This is a genomic window from Pseudomonas sp. P108 (assembly GCF_032613195.1).
GTDB lineage: Bacteria > Pseudomonadota > Gammaproteobacteria > Pseudomonadales > Pseudomonadaceae > Aquipseudomonas.
The window spans coordinates 2,820,741-2,839,120 of record NZ_CP126691.1; the positions used below are offsets into that span (position 1 = coordinate 2,820,741).

Here is an 18,380-nt window from a genome sequence, read left to right on the forward strand (position 1 = left end):
CGGCAGCGCCTACACATACCCTCTGTAGGACCTGCCGCAGGCTGCGATCTTTTGCTTTTACTTCGGATAAAGCGGCGGCAACCCGCTATCACCCACCGGATCCTGAACCCGTTCCGCCGCCGGAATAGTCCGGATCGCCCGCCACAAATCCTCACCCTGCCAATGCTGCCCCGTCTCGCTGTACAGCGCACCATTCAACCCATCCAGCGCATCCGACAACGGCACAAACCGCGCCGCCATGTCCGCCAATGTCTCCGGCTGCTGACGCGCCCACGCATCCAGCGCCTGCCGCGTTGCCTGCGGATCATTGGCCTGACTCGCCCGTTTGATGTCATCCATCAACGTGCGCGGGCTCGGGCCGGTTTGTGCGGCACGATGCACCGCCGGTTGCCAGCGTGCGCGCCACCACAGGCCGAAGCCGAGGAGGGTGGTGCAGGCGAGGATCAGCGTGCTGAGTTTCCACCACCACAACACATCGTTATCGACGGCGCTCACTTGCAGATTGCCGGCCGGGGTGTCGACTTGCAGGCTCGGGTTGTTGGCCACTTGCAGCGTGCGCGCGGGCAGGCTGCTGTGTTCCAGATGGTCTTCGAAGGTGTTCCACCAAACCACGTCCACCGTCGGCAATTCGATGGCGCCGCTGCGGCTCGGCACCAAGGCTTCGCGTTCTTCACGGCTGCCGACAATGCCGCGGTCAGTGCTCTGGTTGCTCAGCACCGGTTGATCGGGGTAGCGGCGCAGGCCGTTGACGTCGGTGGCGGGCAGCGCTGGCAGTTGCGAGCTGGCGAGGCCTTCGACTTTCAGGGTCAGGCTGCGCGTCATCGAATCGCCGACCTGAGTGTGTTCCGGCTCCGGGTTCCAGCTTTCGCTGAGACTCAGGCTGCGCGCGGGCAGCCATGGCGCGTCGACCGGATAGGTCAGGGGTTTGGGTTTGACGGTCAGGGGTATTTCAGAAGAACTGACGCGCATCAGTTTGCCCGGCTTCGGCCCCTGCGCATTCGTGTCCTGAGACGGCTGCGTGTCGACCAGTGTCGCGCTGAAAGTCTGCGGAGTAATGGTCAGCAAACCGCTGTGCTGCGGGTAGATCGCGTAGCGCATTTCGATCACGCCATGACGGACACCGTTGAGGTCTTTCTCGTAGGTGCGTGTGTCACCGAGTTGCTCGATGCGCGCATCGGCGATTTGCAGCGGCGTCAGGCTGCTGTCGTCGTACAGCGACACTGAATGGTAGATGCGCAGGGTCAGGATCGCCTGTGCCTGCACATAGACGCTGGACTGGTCGAGGCTGGCCTCGATAAACACCGGATCAAGGCTGTTCTTGTTCTCGCGGGTATCGCTTTCGACCACTTGTACGGTGATCGGCTGGCTCTGCGCGTCGCCCAGTTGCAGCGGCGGGATCACCACGCTGCCGTTTTCTTTCGGTAGCAGGGTGATGATCCAGCGCGTGGTCGCGCGGTTGTCACCGTTGAGGGTGTTGAGCTGGTTGACCTGGCGCGTGCCGCGCACTTCGAACAACGCTTCGAGCGCGGTCAGGTCGGGTTTGCCGAACTGGGTGACATCGCTGGTTTCGAGGGTGAGTTCGACCGTCTCGCCGGAGTTCAGGCGACTGCGATCCACGCTGGCCGTCAGCTCGGCCGCCTGGGCGGTGGCCGTGCAGATCAGCAGGGGCAGCAAGAGAGCGGTGAAGCGGGTCATCGAGTGTTTTCCTGATCCTGATGTTGTTGCTGTTCGTACCAGAATTTGCGGCGCAGCAGCTCGCCCGGGTCGTCCGGGATCTTGCCCAGCCATTGTTCCAGCGCCTGACGCTGCTCGCCTTCGAGGTTGTCTTCACTCGGGCGCAGCGTCGGCACGGTGTCCGTTTGTTCTTCCTCGTCGCTGCCAGGAATTTCGTTGGGGCCTGGCTGCGGCGGCGTGGTCGGTGGCGGTTCGCTGGCCGATTCGCTCGGTTGCGCTTCGCTCTGGGTTTCACTTTTTACAGCCGGTGGCGGTGCGGTCGCGGGCGCTGGTTCGTCGCCGGGCAGACTTTGCTGCTCGCTTGGCTGGTTGTCCGGCTCGGCGGGCGGGGGGGCGTTTTTCTGCTTGAGCAGATTTTCCACCAGCGCCTTGTTGGTCTGCGCCGGACGCAAATCCGGTTGCTGTTCCAGTGCCTGCTCATAGGCGTCGATCGCCGCTTCCAGCTCACCGCTTTTCGCCAGCGCGTTGCCACGATTGTAGTGGGCGCGGGCATCGCTGCCTTCGGCGAAACGCTGAGCGGCGCCACTGTAGTCGCCGGCCTCGTACAACGCCACCCCTTGCCATTGGTGATCGTCAAAATGCTGCGCGGCTTCGGCCGGGCGCTTCTGTTTGAGCAGGTGCAGGCCCTGTTGGTCGGGACGCAGCCACAAATCCTCAAAGTCAAAAGCGTAGCTCGGCTGCGGCAAGCAAAACAGCAGCGGCAGGCAGAACAACCAGCCACGCCGCCCGGCGCAAGCGGCGAGCAACAACAGCGGCAACAGCAGCCAGTAACCCTGATCGGCCCAGGTATCGAGGCGCACGGTCTGGCCGTCGTCGCGCAGGCTGCGTGGGCCGTTGAGCAGGCCGAGCGCGCCGAGATCAGCCTCGTCGAGACGGGCAGGGTGGTATTCGCCGCCGACACTGTTGAGGAACGCACTCAAGGCCGGGCTGTCGAGCTGCGGCACGCGGATCGCGCCTTGTTCGTCCTTGAGGAAACTGCCGTCCTCTTGAGCGATTGGCGCACCTTCGGCAGTGCCGACGCCGAGCATCAACAATTGTGCCGACTGTCCGCTGAGTGCGCGGCGAATGCCTTGGCGTTCTTCTTCGTTCAATGACGAACCAATCAGCAGAATTCGTCCCTGACCGAGCGCGCCCTGTTTCAGCAGGGCCAGCGCTTTGCTCACGGCCAGATCGGCGCGATGACCGCTTTCCGGCATCAACGACGGTTTGAGCGCGTCGAGCAAATTGCGACTGGTCGCGAGGTCATCCGACAGCGGCACCAGCGTGTGCGCGCTGCCGGCGTAAACGACGATCGCGGTCTGCGCATCGCTGCGCGCCTGCAACAGATCAAAGAGCTTGCGCCGCGCCTGTTCCAGCCGCGTCGGTGGTGAGTCGGTGGCGAGCATTTCCGGGGTCAGCTCCAGCACCACCACCAAGGGATCGGCCGGTTTCTGGCTGGTCTGTTCGACGCGCTCCCAGCTTGGCCCGAGCAGCGCCAGAATGGTCAGCAACCACGCCACGCCGAGGGCAATCCACGGTAATTTGCTGTCGCGACCGTTCCCGCCGCTGAGCAGGGTTGCATGAAACGCCGGTGGCAAGATCATCTGCCAGCGCCCTGCACGTTTCTGCCGGTGCCAGAGTTGCCAGATCAGCCAGCCCAGCAGCGGTAGCAACAGCAACCACCACGGACGGAACCAGTGCGGCCAGAGCGCGATCATCGGCGCCTCCGCAAACGCAGGCGCTTGAGGCGCTCGCGCCAGTCGGGCAGCGGACTTTGCAGATACAGCTTTTTGGTAAACAGGCGTTGCAATGGGTTGTCCGGCCACAATTCACGGGTGACCTGCAACAGGCTCAACCATAGCGCCAGCGCCAATGGCCAGTGATACAAGGCTTGCGCCGGGCGCGCCTGGGTTGGTTGCTGGGTCACGGGTTCGAGCTGGTCGAGGGTGTCTTTGATCGCTTGCAACTCTTTGCCGTCGTGGGCGCGGAAATACTGGCCGCCGGTGACTTCGGCGATGGCTTTGAGCGCCGGCTCGTCGAGGTCCAGGCTCGGATTGACCCCGAGCAGGCCGGTCGAACCGCTGTCCTCAGGATTGGCGCCAATGCCGATCGGATAAATCTTCACACCTTCTCTGGCAGCCAGTTTTGCCGCCGTCAGTGGATCGATTTCGCCACCGTTGTTGGCGCCGTCAGTGACCAGAATCAGCACGCGACTTTGCGCCGGACGCAGGCGCAGGCGTTTCAGTGCCAGACCGATGGCATCGCCGATGGCGGTGTTCTTACCGGCAATGCCGATCCGCGCTTCGTCGAGCCAGACGCGCACGGTGTGGCGATCAAAGGTCAGCGGCGCTTGCAGATAGGCCTGACTGCCGAACAGGATCAGGCCGACACGGTCGCCATCGCGACTTTCAAGGAAGTCACCGAGCAGGTGCTGCACCAGCGTCAGGCGACTGACTTCTTCGTCCTGCCACTGCATATCCGGGAAATCCATCGAGCCGGACACATCCACCGCGACCAGCAAATCCCGTCCGCTGGCAGCGATCGGCAGTGGTTCGCCGAGCCATTGCGGACGGGCGGCGGCGCTCAGCAGCAACAGCCACAGCAACATGAATGGCGCCTGTTGACGCCACGCTGGCAGATTGGCGCGAGCGCGGCGGCGGGCGAGGCCTTCCAGATCAGCGAGGAAGCTCACTTTCAGGGCTGGCTCGCCACTGTCGGCCACCGGCAGCACGAGGCGCATCAGCCACGGCAGTGGCACCAGTACGAAGATCCACGGCCAGGCGAATTCAAACATGTTTGCGAATCCACGTGTCGACGGCCTGAGTCAGGCCGGCGATGGCTTTGTCGTCGAGTTTGCATTCTGGTTTGTACGCGCCTTCGACCAACACCATCCAGCGCGTCAGGCCGGCGGCCGGGCAACGGTTATCGAGAAAGGCCAGCCATTTACGCCCGTTGAGGGTGTGGCTCTGGCTGTAGGGGTAGTGGTTGCGGCACAGGCGTTTGAGCAGGCCGTTGAGTTGCTGCAGCCAGGCGCCGGCCGGGGCGCCGTCGTAGGGTTTGGGCATTTGTGCGAGTTCAGCGAGGGCGGCGATGCGCACCGGGTCGAGCGGCTGTTCAGCACGGACGATCGGGCGCTTCTTCAGCGGAATGAAACGGCGCAGGCGCCACACGGCAAAACCCAGCAGCGGCAACAGCAGAAGCAGCAGCCACCAACCCGGTGCCGGCGGCCAGAAGGCGATCGGTGGCGGCGAGATCAGTGGTTGCAGTTGTTCGAGGCCGTTCATCGACCTTTCCCCGGACGCTGCGGATTGAGGAATTCGCGCATCTGCTCGACCATTTCGCTTTGCGTGCTTAGCGGCATCAGCAATACCCGCAGCTTCTGCGCGAGCAATTCCCAGCGCGCGATGCGCGCTTCGGCCTGGGCGCGATAGGTCTGGCGCAGGTCGAAGTTCAACGTGTCGAGCTCCAGTTGTGCACCGCGTTGCGCGAACCGCAAAAGCCCGGCGGCGGGCAGGGCGTGATCGAGCGGATCGGACAACGGCAGCATCAACAGATCGCAATGCCGCGACAACAGACTCAGCTGCTGTTCGGCGCTGTCGGACAACGCACGCTCGTCGCAGATGACAATCACCAGACTGCCCGGGCGCAGCACTTCACGGGCACGGCGCAAGGCCACGCCGAAGGCATCGCGATCCGGCTCACGCTCGCTGTGCAGTGACTGGTTGACCTTGACCAAACGGTTGAGCAATTGCAGCAGGCTTTGTTTGCTGCGCCGTGGCTTGATTTCGTAGTGCTCGTTGTCGCCGAAGACCAGCCCGCCGACGCGGTCGTTATGGCCGAGCGCGGCCCAACCGATCAACGCCGCGACTTGTGCCGCGAGCACCGATTTGAACATCAGCCCGGAACCGAAAAACAGCCGCGTGCTTTGCTCGACCATAATGAAAATCGGCCGCTCGCGCTCTTCATGGAACAGTTTGGTGTGCGGCTCTTGCGTGCGTGCAGTGACGCGCCAGTCGATGGTGCGCACGTCGTCGCCGGCCTGATAGACCCGCACCTGATCGAAGTCGACGCCACGGCCACGGAATTTCGAGTGATGCAGGCCGATCAGCGGGCTGCGCTGGCTCGGCGTCGAAAACAGCTGCACCTCGCGCACACGGTGGCGCATCTCGATCAGCTCGGCGAGGCTGACGCGGATGCCCGGTTCGGACGGCAGGGGGGCGTTCATGGGGGTCAAGCGACGGCTACGACGTCGAGAATCCGCTGCACCACCCGATCCTGATCGATGCCGGCGGCTTCGGCTTCAAACGACAGAATGATGCGGTGACGCAACACATCGAACAGCACCGCTTGAATGTCTTCCGGGCTGACGAAATCGCGACCTGCCAGCCAGGCGTGGGCGCGGGCGCAACGGTCGAGGGCAATCGAGCCGCGCGGGCTGGCGCCGTAGGCGATCCACTCGGCCATTTCCGGGTCGAACTTGGCCGGGTTGCGCGTGGCCATGACCAGTTGCACGAGGTATTCCTCCACGGCGTCGGCCATGTACAGACCGAGGATTTCCTTGCGCGCGGCGAAAATCGCCTGCTGGCTCACACGGCGCTCGGGCTTGGTCTCACCGTTCAACGCTTCGCCACGGGCCTGCTGCAGAATGCGGCGTTCGACGGCAGCGTCCGGGAAACCGATTTTCACGTGCATCAGGAAACGGTCGAGCTGCGCTTCCGGCAGCGGGTAAGTGCCTTCCTGCTCGATCGGGTTCTGCGTGGCCATCACCAGAAACAGCGGCGACAACTCATAGGTGCTGCGGCCGACACTGACCTGACGCTCGGCCATGGCTTCGAGCAGCGCCGATTGCACCTTGGCCGGGGCGCGGTTGATTTCGTCGGCCAGCACCAGGTTGTGGAAGATCGGCCCTTGCTGGAACACGAAACTGCCGGTTTCCGGGCGGTAGATCTCGGTGCCGGTGATGTCGGCCGGCAGCAGGTCCGGGGTGAACTGGATGCGATGGAACTGGGCTTCGATGCCCTCGGCGAGTTCTTTGATCGCTTTGGTCTTGGCCAGACCCGGAGCGCCCTCGACCAGCATGTGGCCATCGGCGAGCAGGGCGATGAGCAAACGCTCGATGAGTTTTTCCTGGCCGAGAATCTGCGTTGAAAGAAAGGTTCGCAGCGCCAGTAGCGCTTCACGATGTTCCATCGGTGACTGTTCCTGGAAAGGGGTGGCCACCGGCGTTCGGATAACGCCGGGGCTGGGGGCGTTACTTTAATCCATCGCGGGGGGTGGCGACTAACGGCATTTTGCGCAAAGTGCGGGAAATGACTGGGGCAATTGTTGGATTTTTGTAGTACCGGGGAGGGGTAGTGTTCTTTCGGGCCTCTTCGCGAGCAGGCTCGCTCCCACATTTTGAGCGGCGTACATCCGTCAATGTGGGAGCGAGCCTGCTCGCGAAGGGGCCAGCCCAGACACCATCAAACTTCGTTGATGAAGGTGCCAGTCCCATCAAGGATATTCTTCAAAGTCTCGACTACCTCATCCATATCCACCATATCCGGGTTAAAACTGATCTCCAGCACATCATCCCCATTCAGCGCATCGGCATCCGCCGCCGCGATCTCGATCTTCAGCAGATTCGAAGTCAGCGTGACTTTCACGCCATCGAGCGTCGAAGGCTCGCCATCCAGCGTGATCTCCAGCTCATCCTCGTCCGGGTAGCGGCTCATCAGGAACATGTCGCCCTTGTCGCTGTGGCAGCAGAGCATGGCCATGTTGTCTTCTTCGTCATCGCATGGGTTGACGATCAGTAGGGCGGTGGTCATTTGCATGGTCAATTCCTGCCTCGAGGGACGTGTTGGTCGCTAATGGGCGCGATTCTGCCAGTCCTCGGGAATTTCTGCATGTGAGAGTGTCAGAGGATGTGTCGTGAGCGCGACGTGGGTCAATGGTCATTTCTGGCACGCATGTACCGTAAAAACGGGCATTCAGACCAGCGTTTTGCGCCACGAGTGCTAGTGTTTACCGATGCCAAACCCTCGGTTTACGTGCCAATGACCGAATATGTCGCAGCACCGCAAGCAGACACATTGTCGCACCCTTTAAGCTGCGCAACGGATGAGCACCCGTAAAGGCATTGTCGGCACCGCTGGCAGTCGCTTTTGCAGATGCCCATTCAATGGAAGGTGAATGTGACCTGAGTGTCCCGTCCAGCTTCACCCACCTGTCCCCCTGTTTCCTCTGCCCGAGAATCAGGAACAGGGCGACACAAGCCCCGAAAGGGGTGTTGCACGCGACGCTTTCCATCAATAACAAGCTTAAGCGGAGTACCACAGATGGCGTTCTTCACCGCAGCCAGCAAAGCCGACTTCCAGCACCAACTGCAAGCGGCACTGGCGCAGCACATCAGTGAACAGGCACTGCCACAAGTGGCGCTGTTCGCTGAACAATTCTTCGGCATCATTTCCCTGGACGAGCTGACTCAACGTCGCCTCTCCGACCTCGCTGGCTGTACTCTTTCTGCGTGGCGCCTGCTTGAGCGCTTCGATCACGCGCAACCGCAAGTGCGCGTCTACAACCCTGATTACGAGCGTCATGGCTGGCAGTCGACCCACACCGCGGTCGAAGTCCTGCACCATGACCTGCCATTTCTGGTCGACTCGGTTCGCACCGAGCTGAACCGTCGCGGCTACAGCATCCACACCCTGCAAACCACCGTGCTCAGCGTGCGTCGTGGCAGCAAGGGCGAGTTGCTGGAAATCCTGCCGAAGGGCAGCACCGGCGAAGGTGTTCTGCACGAATCGCTGATGTACCTGGAAATCGACCGCTGCGCCAACGCGGCCGAACTGAATGTGCTGAGCAAAGAGCTGGAACAGGTTCTCGGTGAAGTCCGCGTTGCGGTCGCCGATTTCGAGCCGATGAAAGCCAAGGTGCAGGAAATCCTCACCAAACTCGACAACAGCGCCTTCGCCGTCGATACCGACGAAAAGAACGAAATCAAGAGCTTCCTGGAATGGCTGGTGGGCAACCACTTCACCTTCCTCGGCTACGAAGAATTCGTGGTCACCGATCAGGCCGATGGCGGCCATATCGAGTACGACCAGAACTCCTTCCTCGGCCTGACCAAACTGCTGCGCACCGGCCTGACCTACGAAGACCTGCGCATCGAAGACTACGCCGTTGCCTACCTGCGCGAACCGACCCTGCTGTCGTTCGCCAAAGCTGCGCACCCAAGCCGCGTGCACCGTCCGGCGTACCCGGACTACGTGTCGATCCGTGAAATCGACGCCGATGGCAAAGTCATCAAGGAACACCGCTTCATGGGCCTGTACACCTCCTCGGTGTATGGCGAGAGCGTGCGGGTCATCCCGTTCATCCGCCGCAAGGTCGAAGAAATCGAAACGCGCTCCGGCTTCCAGTCCAAGGCTCACCTGGGCAAGGAACTGGCGCAGGTGCTTGAAGTACTGCCGCGTGATGACCTGTTCCAGACCCCGGTCGACGAACTGTTCACCACCGTGATGTCGATCGTGCAGATCCAGGAACGCAACAAGATCCGCGTGTTCCTGCGCAAAGACCCGTACGGTCGTTTCTGCTACTGCTTGGCCTACGTGCCGCGCGACATCTATTCCACCGAAGTTCGCCAGAAGATCCAGCAAGTGCTGATGGAGCGCCTCAAGGCTTCCGATTGCGAATTCTGGACGTTCTTCTCCGAGTCGGTACTGGCGCGCGTGCAGTTGATCCTGCGTGTCGATCCGAAAAATCGTCTCGACATCGACCCGGTGCTGCTGGAAAAAGAAGTCGTGCAAGCCTGCCGCAGCTGGCAGGACGACTACGCCGCACTGACCGTCGAAAGCTTCGGCGAAGCCCACGGCACCAACGTGCTGGCCGACTTCCCGAAAGGCTTCCCGGCCGGCTACCGCGAGCGTTTCGCAGCGCATTCGGCCGTGGTCGACATGCAGCACCTGCTGAGCCTCAACGAAAAAAATCCGTTGGTAATGAGCTTCTATCAGCCGCTCGGTCAGGTTTCCGGCCAACGCGAGTTGCATTGCAAGCTGTACCACGCCGACACCCCGCTGGCGTTGTCCGACGTGCTGCCGATTCTGGAAAACCTCGGCCTGCGCGTGCTGGGTGAATTCCCGTACCGTCTGCGTCACACCAATGGCCGCGAGTTCTGGATTCACGACTTCGCGTTCACTGCCGCTGAAGGCCTGGACCTCGACATCCAGCAACTCAACGACACCCTGCAGGACGCCTTCGTCCACATCGTTCGCGGCGACGCCGAAAACGATGCGTTCAACCGTCTGGTACTGACCGCCGGCCTGCCATGGCGCGACGTTGCGCTGCTGCGTGCTTACGCGCGTTACCTGAAGCAGATTCGTCTGGGCTTCGATCTGGGTTACATCGCCAGCACCCTGAACAACCACACCGACATCGCTCGCGAGCTGACCCGGTTGTTCAAGACCCGCTTCTATCTGGCGCGCAAACTCAGCGACGACGATCTGGAAGACAAGCAACTGCGTTTGGAACAAGCGATTCTGACCGCACTGGACGATGTTCAGGTGCTGAACGAAGACCGCATCCTGCGTCGTTACCTCGACCTGATCAAAGCCACCCTGCGCACCAACTTCTATCAGACTGACGCCAACGGCCAGAACAAGTCGTATTTCAGCTTCAAGTTCAACCCGCACGCGATCCCTGAACTGCCGAAGCCAGTGCCGAAGTTCGAAATCTTCGTTTACTCGCCACGCGTTGAAGGCGTGCACCTGCGCTTCGGTAACGTCGCTCGTGGTGGTCTGCGCTGGTCCGACCGTGAAGAAGACTTCCGTACCGAAGTCCTCGGCCTGGTTAAAGCTCAACAAGTGAAGAACTCGGTCATCGTGCCAGTGGGTGCGAAGGGCGGCTTCCTGCCGCGTCGTCTGCCTCTGGGCGGCAGCCGTGACGAGATCGCGGCCGAGGGTATCGCCTGCTACCGCATCTTCATTTCCGGTCTGTTGGACATCACCGACAACCTGAAAGACGGCGCACTGGTACCGCCATTGAACGTGGTTCGCCACGACGATGACGACCCGTACCTGGTAGTGGCGGCGGACAAGGGCACTGCAACCTTCTCCGACATCGCCAACGGCATCGCCATCGACTACGGCTTCTGGCTGGGTGACGCGTTTGCGTCGGGTGGTTCGGCCGGTTACGACCACAAGAAAATGGGCATTACCGCCAAAGGCGCGTGGGTGGGCGTACAACGTCACTTCCGCGAGCGCGGCATCAATGTTCAGGAAGACAGCATCACTGTGGTCGGCGTCGGCGACATGGCCGGTGACGTGTTCGGTAACGGCCTGTTGATGTCCGACAAGCTGCAACTGGTCGCGGCCTTCAACCACATGCACATCTTCATCGACCCGAACCCGAACCCGGCGACCAGCTTCGTCGAGCGTCAGCGCATGTTCGACCTGCCGCGTTCGGCCTGGACCGACTACGACACCAGCATCATGTCCGAAGGTGGCGGTATCTTCTCGCGCAGCGCGAAGAGCATCGCAATCTCCCCGCAGATGCAGGAACGCTTCGACATCAAGGCTGACAAGCTGACCCCGACCGAACTGCTGAACGCCTTGCTCAAGGCACCAGTGGATCTGCTGTGGAACGGCGGTATCGGTACTTACGTCAAGGCCAGCACCGAGAGCCACGCCGATGTCGGCGACAAGGCCAACGACGCACTGCGCGTGAACGGCAACGAGCTGCGCTGCAAAGTCGTGGGCGAGGGCGGTAACCTCGGCATGACCCAACTGGGTCGTGTGGAATTCGGTCTGAATGGCGGCGGCTCCAACACCGACTTCATCGACAACGCCGGTGGTGTGGACTGCTCCGACCACGAAGTGAACATCAAGATCCTGCTGAACGAAGTGGTTCAGGCCGGTGACATGACCGACAAGCAACGCAACCAGTTGCTGGCGAGCATGACCGACGAAGTCGGCAATCTGGTGCTGGGCAACAACTACAAGCAGACTCAGGCCCTGTCCCTGGCGGCACGTCGTGCCTACGAACGCATTGCTGAGTACAAGCGTCTGATGGGCGATCTGGAAGGCCGTGGCAAGCTGGACCGTGCCATCGAGTTCCTGCCGACCGAAGAGCAACTGGCCGAGCGTATTGCTGAAGGCCACGGTCTGACCCGTCCTGAGCTGTCGGTACTGATCTCGTACAGCAAAATCGACCTCAAAGAGCAGCTGTTGGGCTCGCTGGTACCGGACGACGATTACCTGACCCGCGACATGGAAACGGCGTTCCCGCCGACCCTGGTCAGCAAGTTCTCCGAAGCCATGCGTCGTCACCGCCTGAAGCGCGAGATCGTCAGCACCCAGATCGCCAACGATCTGGTCAACCACATGGGCATCACCTTCGTTCAACGACTCAAAGAGTCGACCGGCATGAGCCCGGCGAACGTGGCCGGTGCTTACGTGATCGTGCGCGACATCTTCCACCTCCCGCACTGGTTCCGTCAGATCGAAGCGCTGGACTACCAAGTCAGCGCTGACGTTCAGCTGGAGCTGATGGACGAGCTGATGCGTCTGGGCCGTCGCGCTACGCGCTGGTTCCTGCGTGCCCGTCGCAACGAGCAGAACGCTGCCCGTGACGTCGCGCATTTCGGTCCGCACCTGAAAGAGCTGGGCCTGAAACTCGACGAACTGCTGAGCGGCGAAATCCGTGAAAACTGGCAGGCGCGTTATCAGGCGTACGTCGAAGCCGGTGTGCCGGAACTGCTGGCGCGTATGGTTGCGGGTACCTCGCACCTGTACACGCTGCTGCCGATCATCGAAGCGTCCGACGTGACTGGCCAGAACCCTGCCGAAGTGGCCAAGGCTTACTTCGCCGTGGGCAGTGCGCTGGACATCACCTGGTACCTGCAACAGATCAGCGCTCTGCCGGTTGAAAACAACTGGCAGGCTCTGGCCCGTGAAGCGTTCCGTGATGACGTCGACTGGCAGCAACGGGCGATCACCATCTCCGTCCTGCAACAGGGCGACGGCACACTGGATGTGGAAGCACGTCTGGCGCTGTGGATGGAACAGCACGAAAGCATGATCTCGCGCTGGCGCGCCATGCTGGTGGAAATCCGCGCGGCAAGCGGCACGGACTACGCCATGTATGCCGTGGCCAACCGTGAACTGCTGGATCTGGCATTGAGCGGGCAAGCGGTCGTGCCTGCGGCTGCTGCGAATGCCGAGCTTGAATTGGCGTAAGTAGTGGTTGAATGAAAAAGCCCCGCTCTCGGAAGAGGCGGGGCTTTTTCATTGTTCTTATTTACACCAGTTCCGAACAACGAAAGGCGAAACCGCGTACGCCATCGGCATGAGGCAAGGAAGTGCCAGCCCCGATAATCTGATCATTTTGGGTGGCTATGGATACGCCTAAATCGAGAACATCAGTTAGATTAATGGTCAAAAAACCTTTATCTGCAAAATGGGTGTCTTGAACACCGTCCAGGTCGAACTTGGCCATGATCGTTTTTGAGTCCTCCTCTCCTAAGGTGTCGGCGATAACCATAATGTGCTTACCCTGACGCAGGGTGCCTTGATGCCATTGAATACCCATCGGCGCCCGTGGATATGCGGTAATCAATGGCTCGCCTTGATTAAAGGAAGAGACCAATGCGCCTTTGTTGTCGATACAAAACAATAGGCCACTTTGAATCCCGTGTGACGACGTGCTACCAATACCCAGGATATTGCCGTCAGGTAATTCTATAAGTTGACTTGTACCGCCACTATGCTGATCAGTTTCAATCACAACGAAGCCTTTGTTTCCGAACTCTTTAATGATCTCGCCCTGTGCATTGAAGCGAGCAATCATCGGCATCATTTTGCCTTCCACGGCAGTGTTTCCGCCAACGACAAACGATCCATCCTGGAGCATTATCAGTGAGTTAGCCGTTGTGTAATTAGCAAGGTACTGGACAGCGACATAGCCTTTTCCATGAAAATCCATGTCCAGCGAACCGTTCTTTTCCAGCCTGATTAATAAACCGATATTGTCGCTGAAGCTATATAGATGATTGCTGATAATCATCAGCTTGCCGTCTGGCAACTCAATGGAGTGTCCACCTTCGCGGGACGTCGATGCGTCTTTATTGGCGATCTCTTCTTTGGACAATCGGTAGGCGGGTGTCGAGATGGGAGCAACGATCAGTACCCCATCGTTTCCAAATGCCTTGACGGGCATTCCTTTATCGTCAAAAAGAGCCAAACCACGCAGCAATGGGGACGAAGGATCGTACTCGAACCACCCTTCAAGCAGTATTGTCTTGTCTTTGAGTACGCGAACACCCCTGCCCGTTGATAGATCGCCGACTGCGAACTCACCAATGACACTTCCTTGATCACCGAAATCGGGATCTTGTCGACCATCAGTCTTCAGGCGCACGATTGAGAAACGTTTTCCAGCTCTGCCTGCGATCAACAGTTTGTTGTCCGGCGCGACGGTGATGCCCCACACAAATCCATTGGTGCCATCCGGATATTTTAACCAACTCACGCCTGATTCATCAGATCCGAAAGTCGGGTCGAGAGCTTCCACGTTGGCGCTATTGATAATGTTAGACATTGCCTGCTCCTCAAACCTGTGGTTTCTGCATACGCCGATAACCGACCTGGGATCGAGAGATCAATACAGTCAGATTATTGGAAGCCAATTTGGCGAGACGGTCTACTGTCAGGGTTGACAGTAGACAGATGAGGATATGTGTGAAGTTCGAGGGCGCGGTATCTCGCCTTTGCTGCCAATGCCGAGTTTTACTCGGCTTGGGCAGTGGTTGAACGAGGAAGCTCCGGTGTCGTGAGATGCCGGGGCTGTTTTATGTCTGAGGGGGTTGTGCTGGCAGTTCCGGCGCCATCGCGAGCAGGCTCGCTCCCACAGGGGAATGCATTTCAACTGTAGGAGTGAGCCTGCTCGCGAAAGGGCCCTTACATTCAATACAACTTCTGACCGTGTTGACTATTCAGCATTGACACTTTATTCGCAGGCATCGCGACTAAATTGCTGAGCGACTGGTCAAACTTCTGCAGCGCCCGAACTTGCACATCCTGCTGCTGATTAATATCCGCCACTATCTCTTCCGAACCCTTGAAGTCCGCCCATACCGGCGTCAATTCCCGTGCATCCGAACCTTTCGCCGTGCCGATATAGTTCAACTGCGCATCATAAAAGTCGGCACTGACATCCGCCTTGATGTCGGAACTGCGCGAGGTGATCAACTGGCTGTGGGTGTCGACGATTGCGACTACATCCGGTCTGGCCGCGCGCAGGCTTTGCATGTCTGGATACACCGCCACTGAGCCGAACTGACGCTGCAGGGACGCGTTGACCCAGTCCACCGCCATGTCCGGTTTCGAGCTGGCGACGTAGGCGTCGTGGATCGGCTGCACCAGCAGGCTCTGGCCGAAACCGGTGCCGGCGTTGGCCTGATAGTCGCGCAGGTATTCGCGGTTGGTCTGGGTGCTTGGGCTGTAGACCACGCCGAGCGATACGCCGGGACCGCTTTTTACCTGGGTGGCGCTGCTGCGGCCGGTGGGATGGGGGAGCAGGGTGTCCAGTGAGGAAACGGCTTGAGGCGCGGTGGGTACCGAACAGGCTGACAGAGCTAAAACCGATATCGCCAGTACACTGGTGAGCGCAAGTTTCATGGTGTTTCTCCCGTGAAACAACAGACGGAAAGTTTGCAATGCCGTCGGCGACGACAGTTGATTCAGACTAAACCCGCGAAGCTGACAATTTGCTGTAATAAAAGCAGAGCAATAGTTTTATTGGCTTTAACCCGTAACCGCTAATTGCGCCGGGAAATAAAAAGGTGCCAATCGTCGATTTGCGCCTGTTTATTTATGGCTGGTTAAACAGCCATCAGTTTTTCAGCGGGATCAACACTTGTTCATCCGGAGCCAGGACCATGAATACCAGCAACTTGGCAGGCTTGGTCTGGCTGGCGTTTTTCGAGACCAAATGTTCCGAGCCGGCTGGTTCGTACCAGAACTGACCCTTCTTGTAGGTGATCGGTTGTTCGCCTTTGACCTGGGAAATCACTTCGCCTTCCAGCACGTAGGCCATGGCGGTGCCGTCGTGTTTATGGGCGATGGAGGACTGACCGGGTTTGTAATCGACCTCGATCATCATGGCTTTTTTGCCGGGGGCGTTTTTCAGCATCTGGTCTTGCAGGACGGTGACTTTTTCAGATGGATCGTGGGCGAAGGTGGCCGAGGTGCAGAGGCTCAAGGCGAGGGCGGCGGCGAAGAAGGGCAGGGCTTTCATGGCGGGTTACCTGTGAGGATTGGGGTGTTGCTGATCACAGTAGTCCGCAGGGCGGGGCATTCAAACGGCCAATATTCGGGAAGATTGGGTGACCAATTGGCGGTGTTTCAGAAAGGTTGTCGGTGCGGCTGAATACGCCTTCGCGAGCAGGCTCGCTCCCACAGGGTTCAGCGTCGTTCGATAATTAATGTACGACACAAAAACCTGTGGGAGCGAGCTTGCTCGCGAAGGCGTCAGATCAGACGATAGGGAAGCTATTGAAGTCGACGCTATTGGCCAACCGACTATCGATCAGGTCAATAAACCCCTGCGCCTCGGGCCGGTTGAAATGCGCCTGCATCGCTGCTTCCGATTGCCAGCGGGCACTGACCGTCCAGCGGTGGCTGTCCTCGGGGCAGCGGTCGACCAGGTAGGAATCGCAGCCCGGGGTTTCGCGCAGGGTTTCGACGATCTTCTGCAGTTGCCTGCCCAGTTCATCCGAGCGGCCGGCGGCAGCCTGCACCTGGACCGTATTGATCACTTCGTTGGACATTGCTCACACTCCTGAATCAGGCCGGACGAATCCTGCTCATTGAGGGATAACGCCTGTGCAGGATAGGCCTGCACCCCCGGAACACCAATAACCAATCGGCGGTTAAATCTTTAGGCCAATCGCTCAGGCGACTTGCTGGAGGATGTCGCGCAGGCGATCCAGAGCGATATCGATGTCGAGGGTTTCGATCGCGCCGAAGCCGAAATACAGGCCATTCTTTGCCGGTTGTTGATGGTAGAAACCATTGATCGAGTACAAACCGACTTCGACCTTTTTCGCCAGTTCGATCACCAGCGGCAGGTCGATCGGCACCTTGCAGAACACCGCCATATGAAACCCGGCGCTGGCCGGCACCGCCTCAAGCCATGGCGACAAGTCATCCGCCATGCGCGCCAGAATCCGCTCGCGGCGCTGGGCGTAGATCGCGTGACAGCGGCGGATATGCTTGAGCAGGCAGCCCTCGGCGATGAACTTGGCCAGCGCCCATTGCGGCAGGGTCGAGGCGTGCAGATCGGTGAGCTGCTTGGCGCGGATCACCGCCTCAAGGATCGCCGGCGGCAGAATCGCATAGCCCAGACGCAACTCCGGCAGCAGGGTTTTCGAGAAGGTGCCGACGTAAGCGACGATGCCGCGCTGGTCGAGATTGAACAGCGAATCGGTCGGCCGGCCTTCGTAGCGAAACTCGCTGTCATAGTCGTCCTCGATGATGATCGCGCCCAACTCATGAGCGCGGGCCAGCAAGGCTTCACGGCGCGCCTGACTCATCGGCATGCCCAGCGGGAACTGGTGCGACGGCGTGACATAGATGAGGCGCGTGCCATCGGGAATCTGCTCAACCTGAATGCCCTCGGCATCCACCGGAATCCCGACCACCTCGGCGCCATGGGTGCCGAACAGCAGACGCGCCGGCGGATAACCGGGATCTTCCATCGCCACCCGACTGCCGGGGCGGATCAGCACGCGGGTGATGAGGTCCAGCGCCTGTTGCGCGCCATTGCACACGACGATGTCTTCGTCCTGACAGTTGATCCCCCGGGAAAACGCGATGTGCCGGGCAATCGCATTGCGCAGCGCCGGCAGGCCTTCGGCGACACTGTAGAAACCCTTGGACTGGCTCATCTGGCGCATCGCATGGGCGACGCAGCGGCGCCAGTCATCCTGCGGAAACTGGCCCTTGCTGGTCGCGCCGCCGATGAAGTCGTAGCGCAGCGAGCCTTCCAGCGTCGGGTGGCGCAGAAACACCGGCAGATTGCGCCAGCTCTCGATCACTTCGGCACTGGCCAGTTCGCTGTGGCTTTGCTTGCGCTGGATCTGCGCCGGGCGCGCGTTGACGTAAGTGCCTTTGCCGATCACGCCGGTGAGGAAATTTTCGTAGGTCAGCTGCGCGTAGGTGTCGGAAATGGTCTTGCGCGAGATGCCCAGTTGCTCGGCGAGCAGACGGCTGGGCGGCAGTTGTGTGCCAGCGGCCAAGCGCCCGGACTCGATGGCCCCGCGCAACTGCTGATACAACTGACCGGCAAGATCCTTGCGGCCGTTGATCACGACGTGAAGTTCCATACCGACGAGGCTCCCGGGGCTATTTGGCGTGCCCGCCAGATTACCGCTGAAGCGTGACCCACAATAGTTGCCTACCCGAAAAACTCGAAATTGGCCTAGATCCCCTGTAGGAGTGAGCCTGCTCGCGATGACGGTGGCACATCCGACATCAATGTTGCCTGACACACCGCTATCGCGAGCAGGCTCACTCCTACAGGGATTTGTGTTTGGCGGGGATTCAGTGGTGTAGCGGTTTTCCGTGCAATTGGGGCTGTAATGCATGGCTGTCGGCGTTTACGGTGAAGTCATTATTCCGTCTAACGAG

The 18,380-nt window shown here is 60.0% G+C and carries 13 protein-coding genes; 1 reads left to right on the forward strand and 12 read right to left on the reverse strand.

All coding sequences use genetic code 11. The features are described from left to right. Positions 1–57 precede the first annotated feature (57 nt). From QOM10_RS12430 to QOM10_RS12460, 7 genes are all read right to left on the reverse strand, one after another. A complete protein-coding gene (locus QOM10_RS12430) occupies positions 58–1,695 on the reverse strand; it encodes a BatD family protein (RefSeq protein WP_316918162.1) in 1,638 nt (545 codons plus the stop codon). Continuing rightward, the gene (locus tag QOM10_RS12435; RefSeq protein WP_316918163.1) at positions 1,692–3,431 is read right to left on the reverse strand and encodes a tetratricopeptide repeat protein; all 1,740 of its coding nucleotides are present in this window, start codon (positions 3,429–3,431) and stop codon (positions 1,692–1,694) included. Before QOM10_RS12435 ends, QOM10_RS12430 begins: the two co-directional genes overlap by 4 nt. Beyond that, entirely contained in the window at positions 3,428–4,507 is a 1,080-nt protein-coding gene (locus QOM10_RS12440; RefSeq protein WP_316918164.1) for a VWA domain-containing protein, read from the reverse strand. Before QOM10_RS12440 ends, QOM10_RS12435 begins: the two co-directional genes overlap by 4 nt. Beyond that, positions 4,500–4,997, reverse strand: a complete 498-nt coding sequence (locus QOM10_RS12445) for a DUF4381 domain-containing protein (RefSeq protein WP_034155614.1) — start codon at positions 4,995–4,997, stop codon at positions 4,500–4,502. The genes QOM10_RS12440 and QOM10_RS12445 overlap by 8 nt, the downstream gene beginning before the upstream one ends. Beyond that, a complete protein-coding gene (locus QOM10_RS12450; protein WP_127926941.1) occupies positions 4,994–5,938 on the reverse strand; it encodes a DUF58 domain-containing protein in 945 nt (314 codons plus the stop codon). Before QOM10_RS12450 ends, QOM10_RS12445 begins: the two co-directional genes overlap by 4 nt. 5 nt (positions 5,939–5,943) lie before the next feature. Next, complete coding sequence (locus QOM10_RS12455) at positions 5,944–6,903, reverse strand: AAA family ATPase (protein ID WP_007913915.1); 960 nt, start codon at positions 6,901–6,903, stop codon at positions 5,944–5,946. 272 nt (positions 6,904–7,175) lie between these two features. Then, positions 7,176–7,529 (reverse strand): hypothetical protein, encoded by a 354-nt coding sequence (locus QOM10_RS12460; RefSeq protein ID WP_150652196.1) that lies wholly within the window; start codon positions 7,527–7,529, stop codon positions 7,176–7,178. 504 nt (positions 7,530–8,033) lie between these two features. On the opposite strand from QOM10_RS12460, the gene QOM10_RS12465 reads away from it, so the two are divergent. Further along, positions 8,034–12,929 (forward strand): NAD-glutamate dehydrogenase, encoded by a 4,896-nt coding sequence (locus tag QOM10_RS12465; protein ID WP_316918165.1) that lies wholly within the window; start codon positions 8,034–8,036, stop codon positions 12,927–12,929. 61 nt (positions 12,930–12,990) lie between these two features. Here the strand turns inward: QOM10_RS12465 and QOM10_RS12470 are convergent, their stop codons facing one another. From QOM10_RS12470 to QOM10_RS12490, 5 genes are all read right to left on the reverse strand, one after another. After that, positions 12,991–14,289 (reverse strand): hypothetical protein, encoded by a 1,299-nt coding sequence (locus QOM10_RS12470; protein WP_316918166.1) that lies wholly within the window; start codon positions 14,287–14,289, stop codon positions 12,991–12,993. A gap of 365 nt (positions 14,290–14,654) precedes the next feature. Further along, positions 14,655–15,368 carry an ATPase gene (locus QOM10_RS12475; protein WP_316918167.1) on the reverse strand — a complete coding sequence of 238 codons (714 nt, stop codon included), beginning with the start codon at positions 15,366–15,368 and terminating at the stop codon, positions 14,655–14,657. A gap of 214 nt (positions 15,369–15,582) precedes the next feature. Further along, positions 15,583–15,987: a cupin domain-containing protein gene (locus tag QOM10_RS12480; RefSeq protein WP_186616058.1), complete on the reverse strand. Its 405-nt coding sequence runs from the start codon at positions 15,985–15,987 to the stop codon at positions 15,583–15,585. A 238-nt stretch (positions 15,988–16,225) separates the two neighbouring features. After that, on the reverse strand, positions 16,226–16,519 hold the full coding sequence (locus tag QOM10_RS12485) for a putative quinol monooxygenase (RefSeq protein ID WP_016984406.1): 294 nt from the start codon (positions 16,517–16,519) through the stop codon (positions 16,226–16,228). A gap of 123 nt (positions 16,520–16,642) precedes the next feature. Further along, positions 16,643–18,076 carry a PLP-dependent aminotransferase family protein gene (locus QOM10_RS12490; protein ID WP_316918168.1) on the reverse strand — a complete coding sequence of 478 codons (1,434 nt, stop codon included), beginning with the start codon at positions 18,074–18,076 and terminating at the stop codon, positions 16,643–16,645. Between the last annotated feature and the right edge of the window lie 304 nt (positions 18,077–18,380).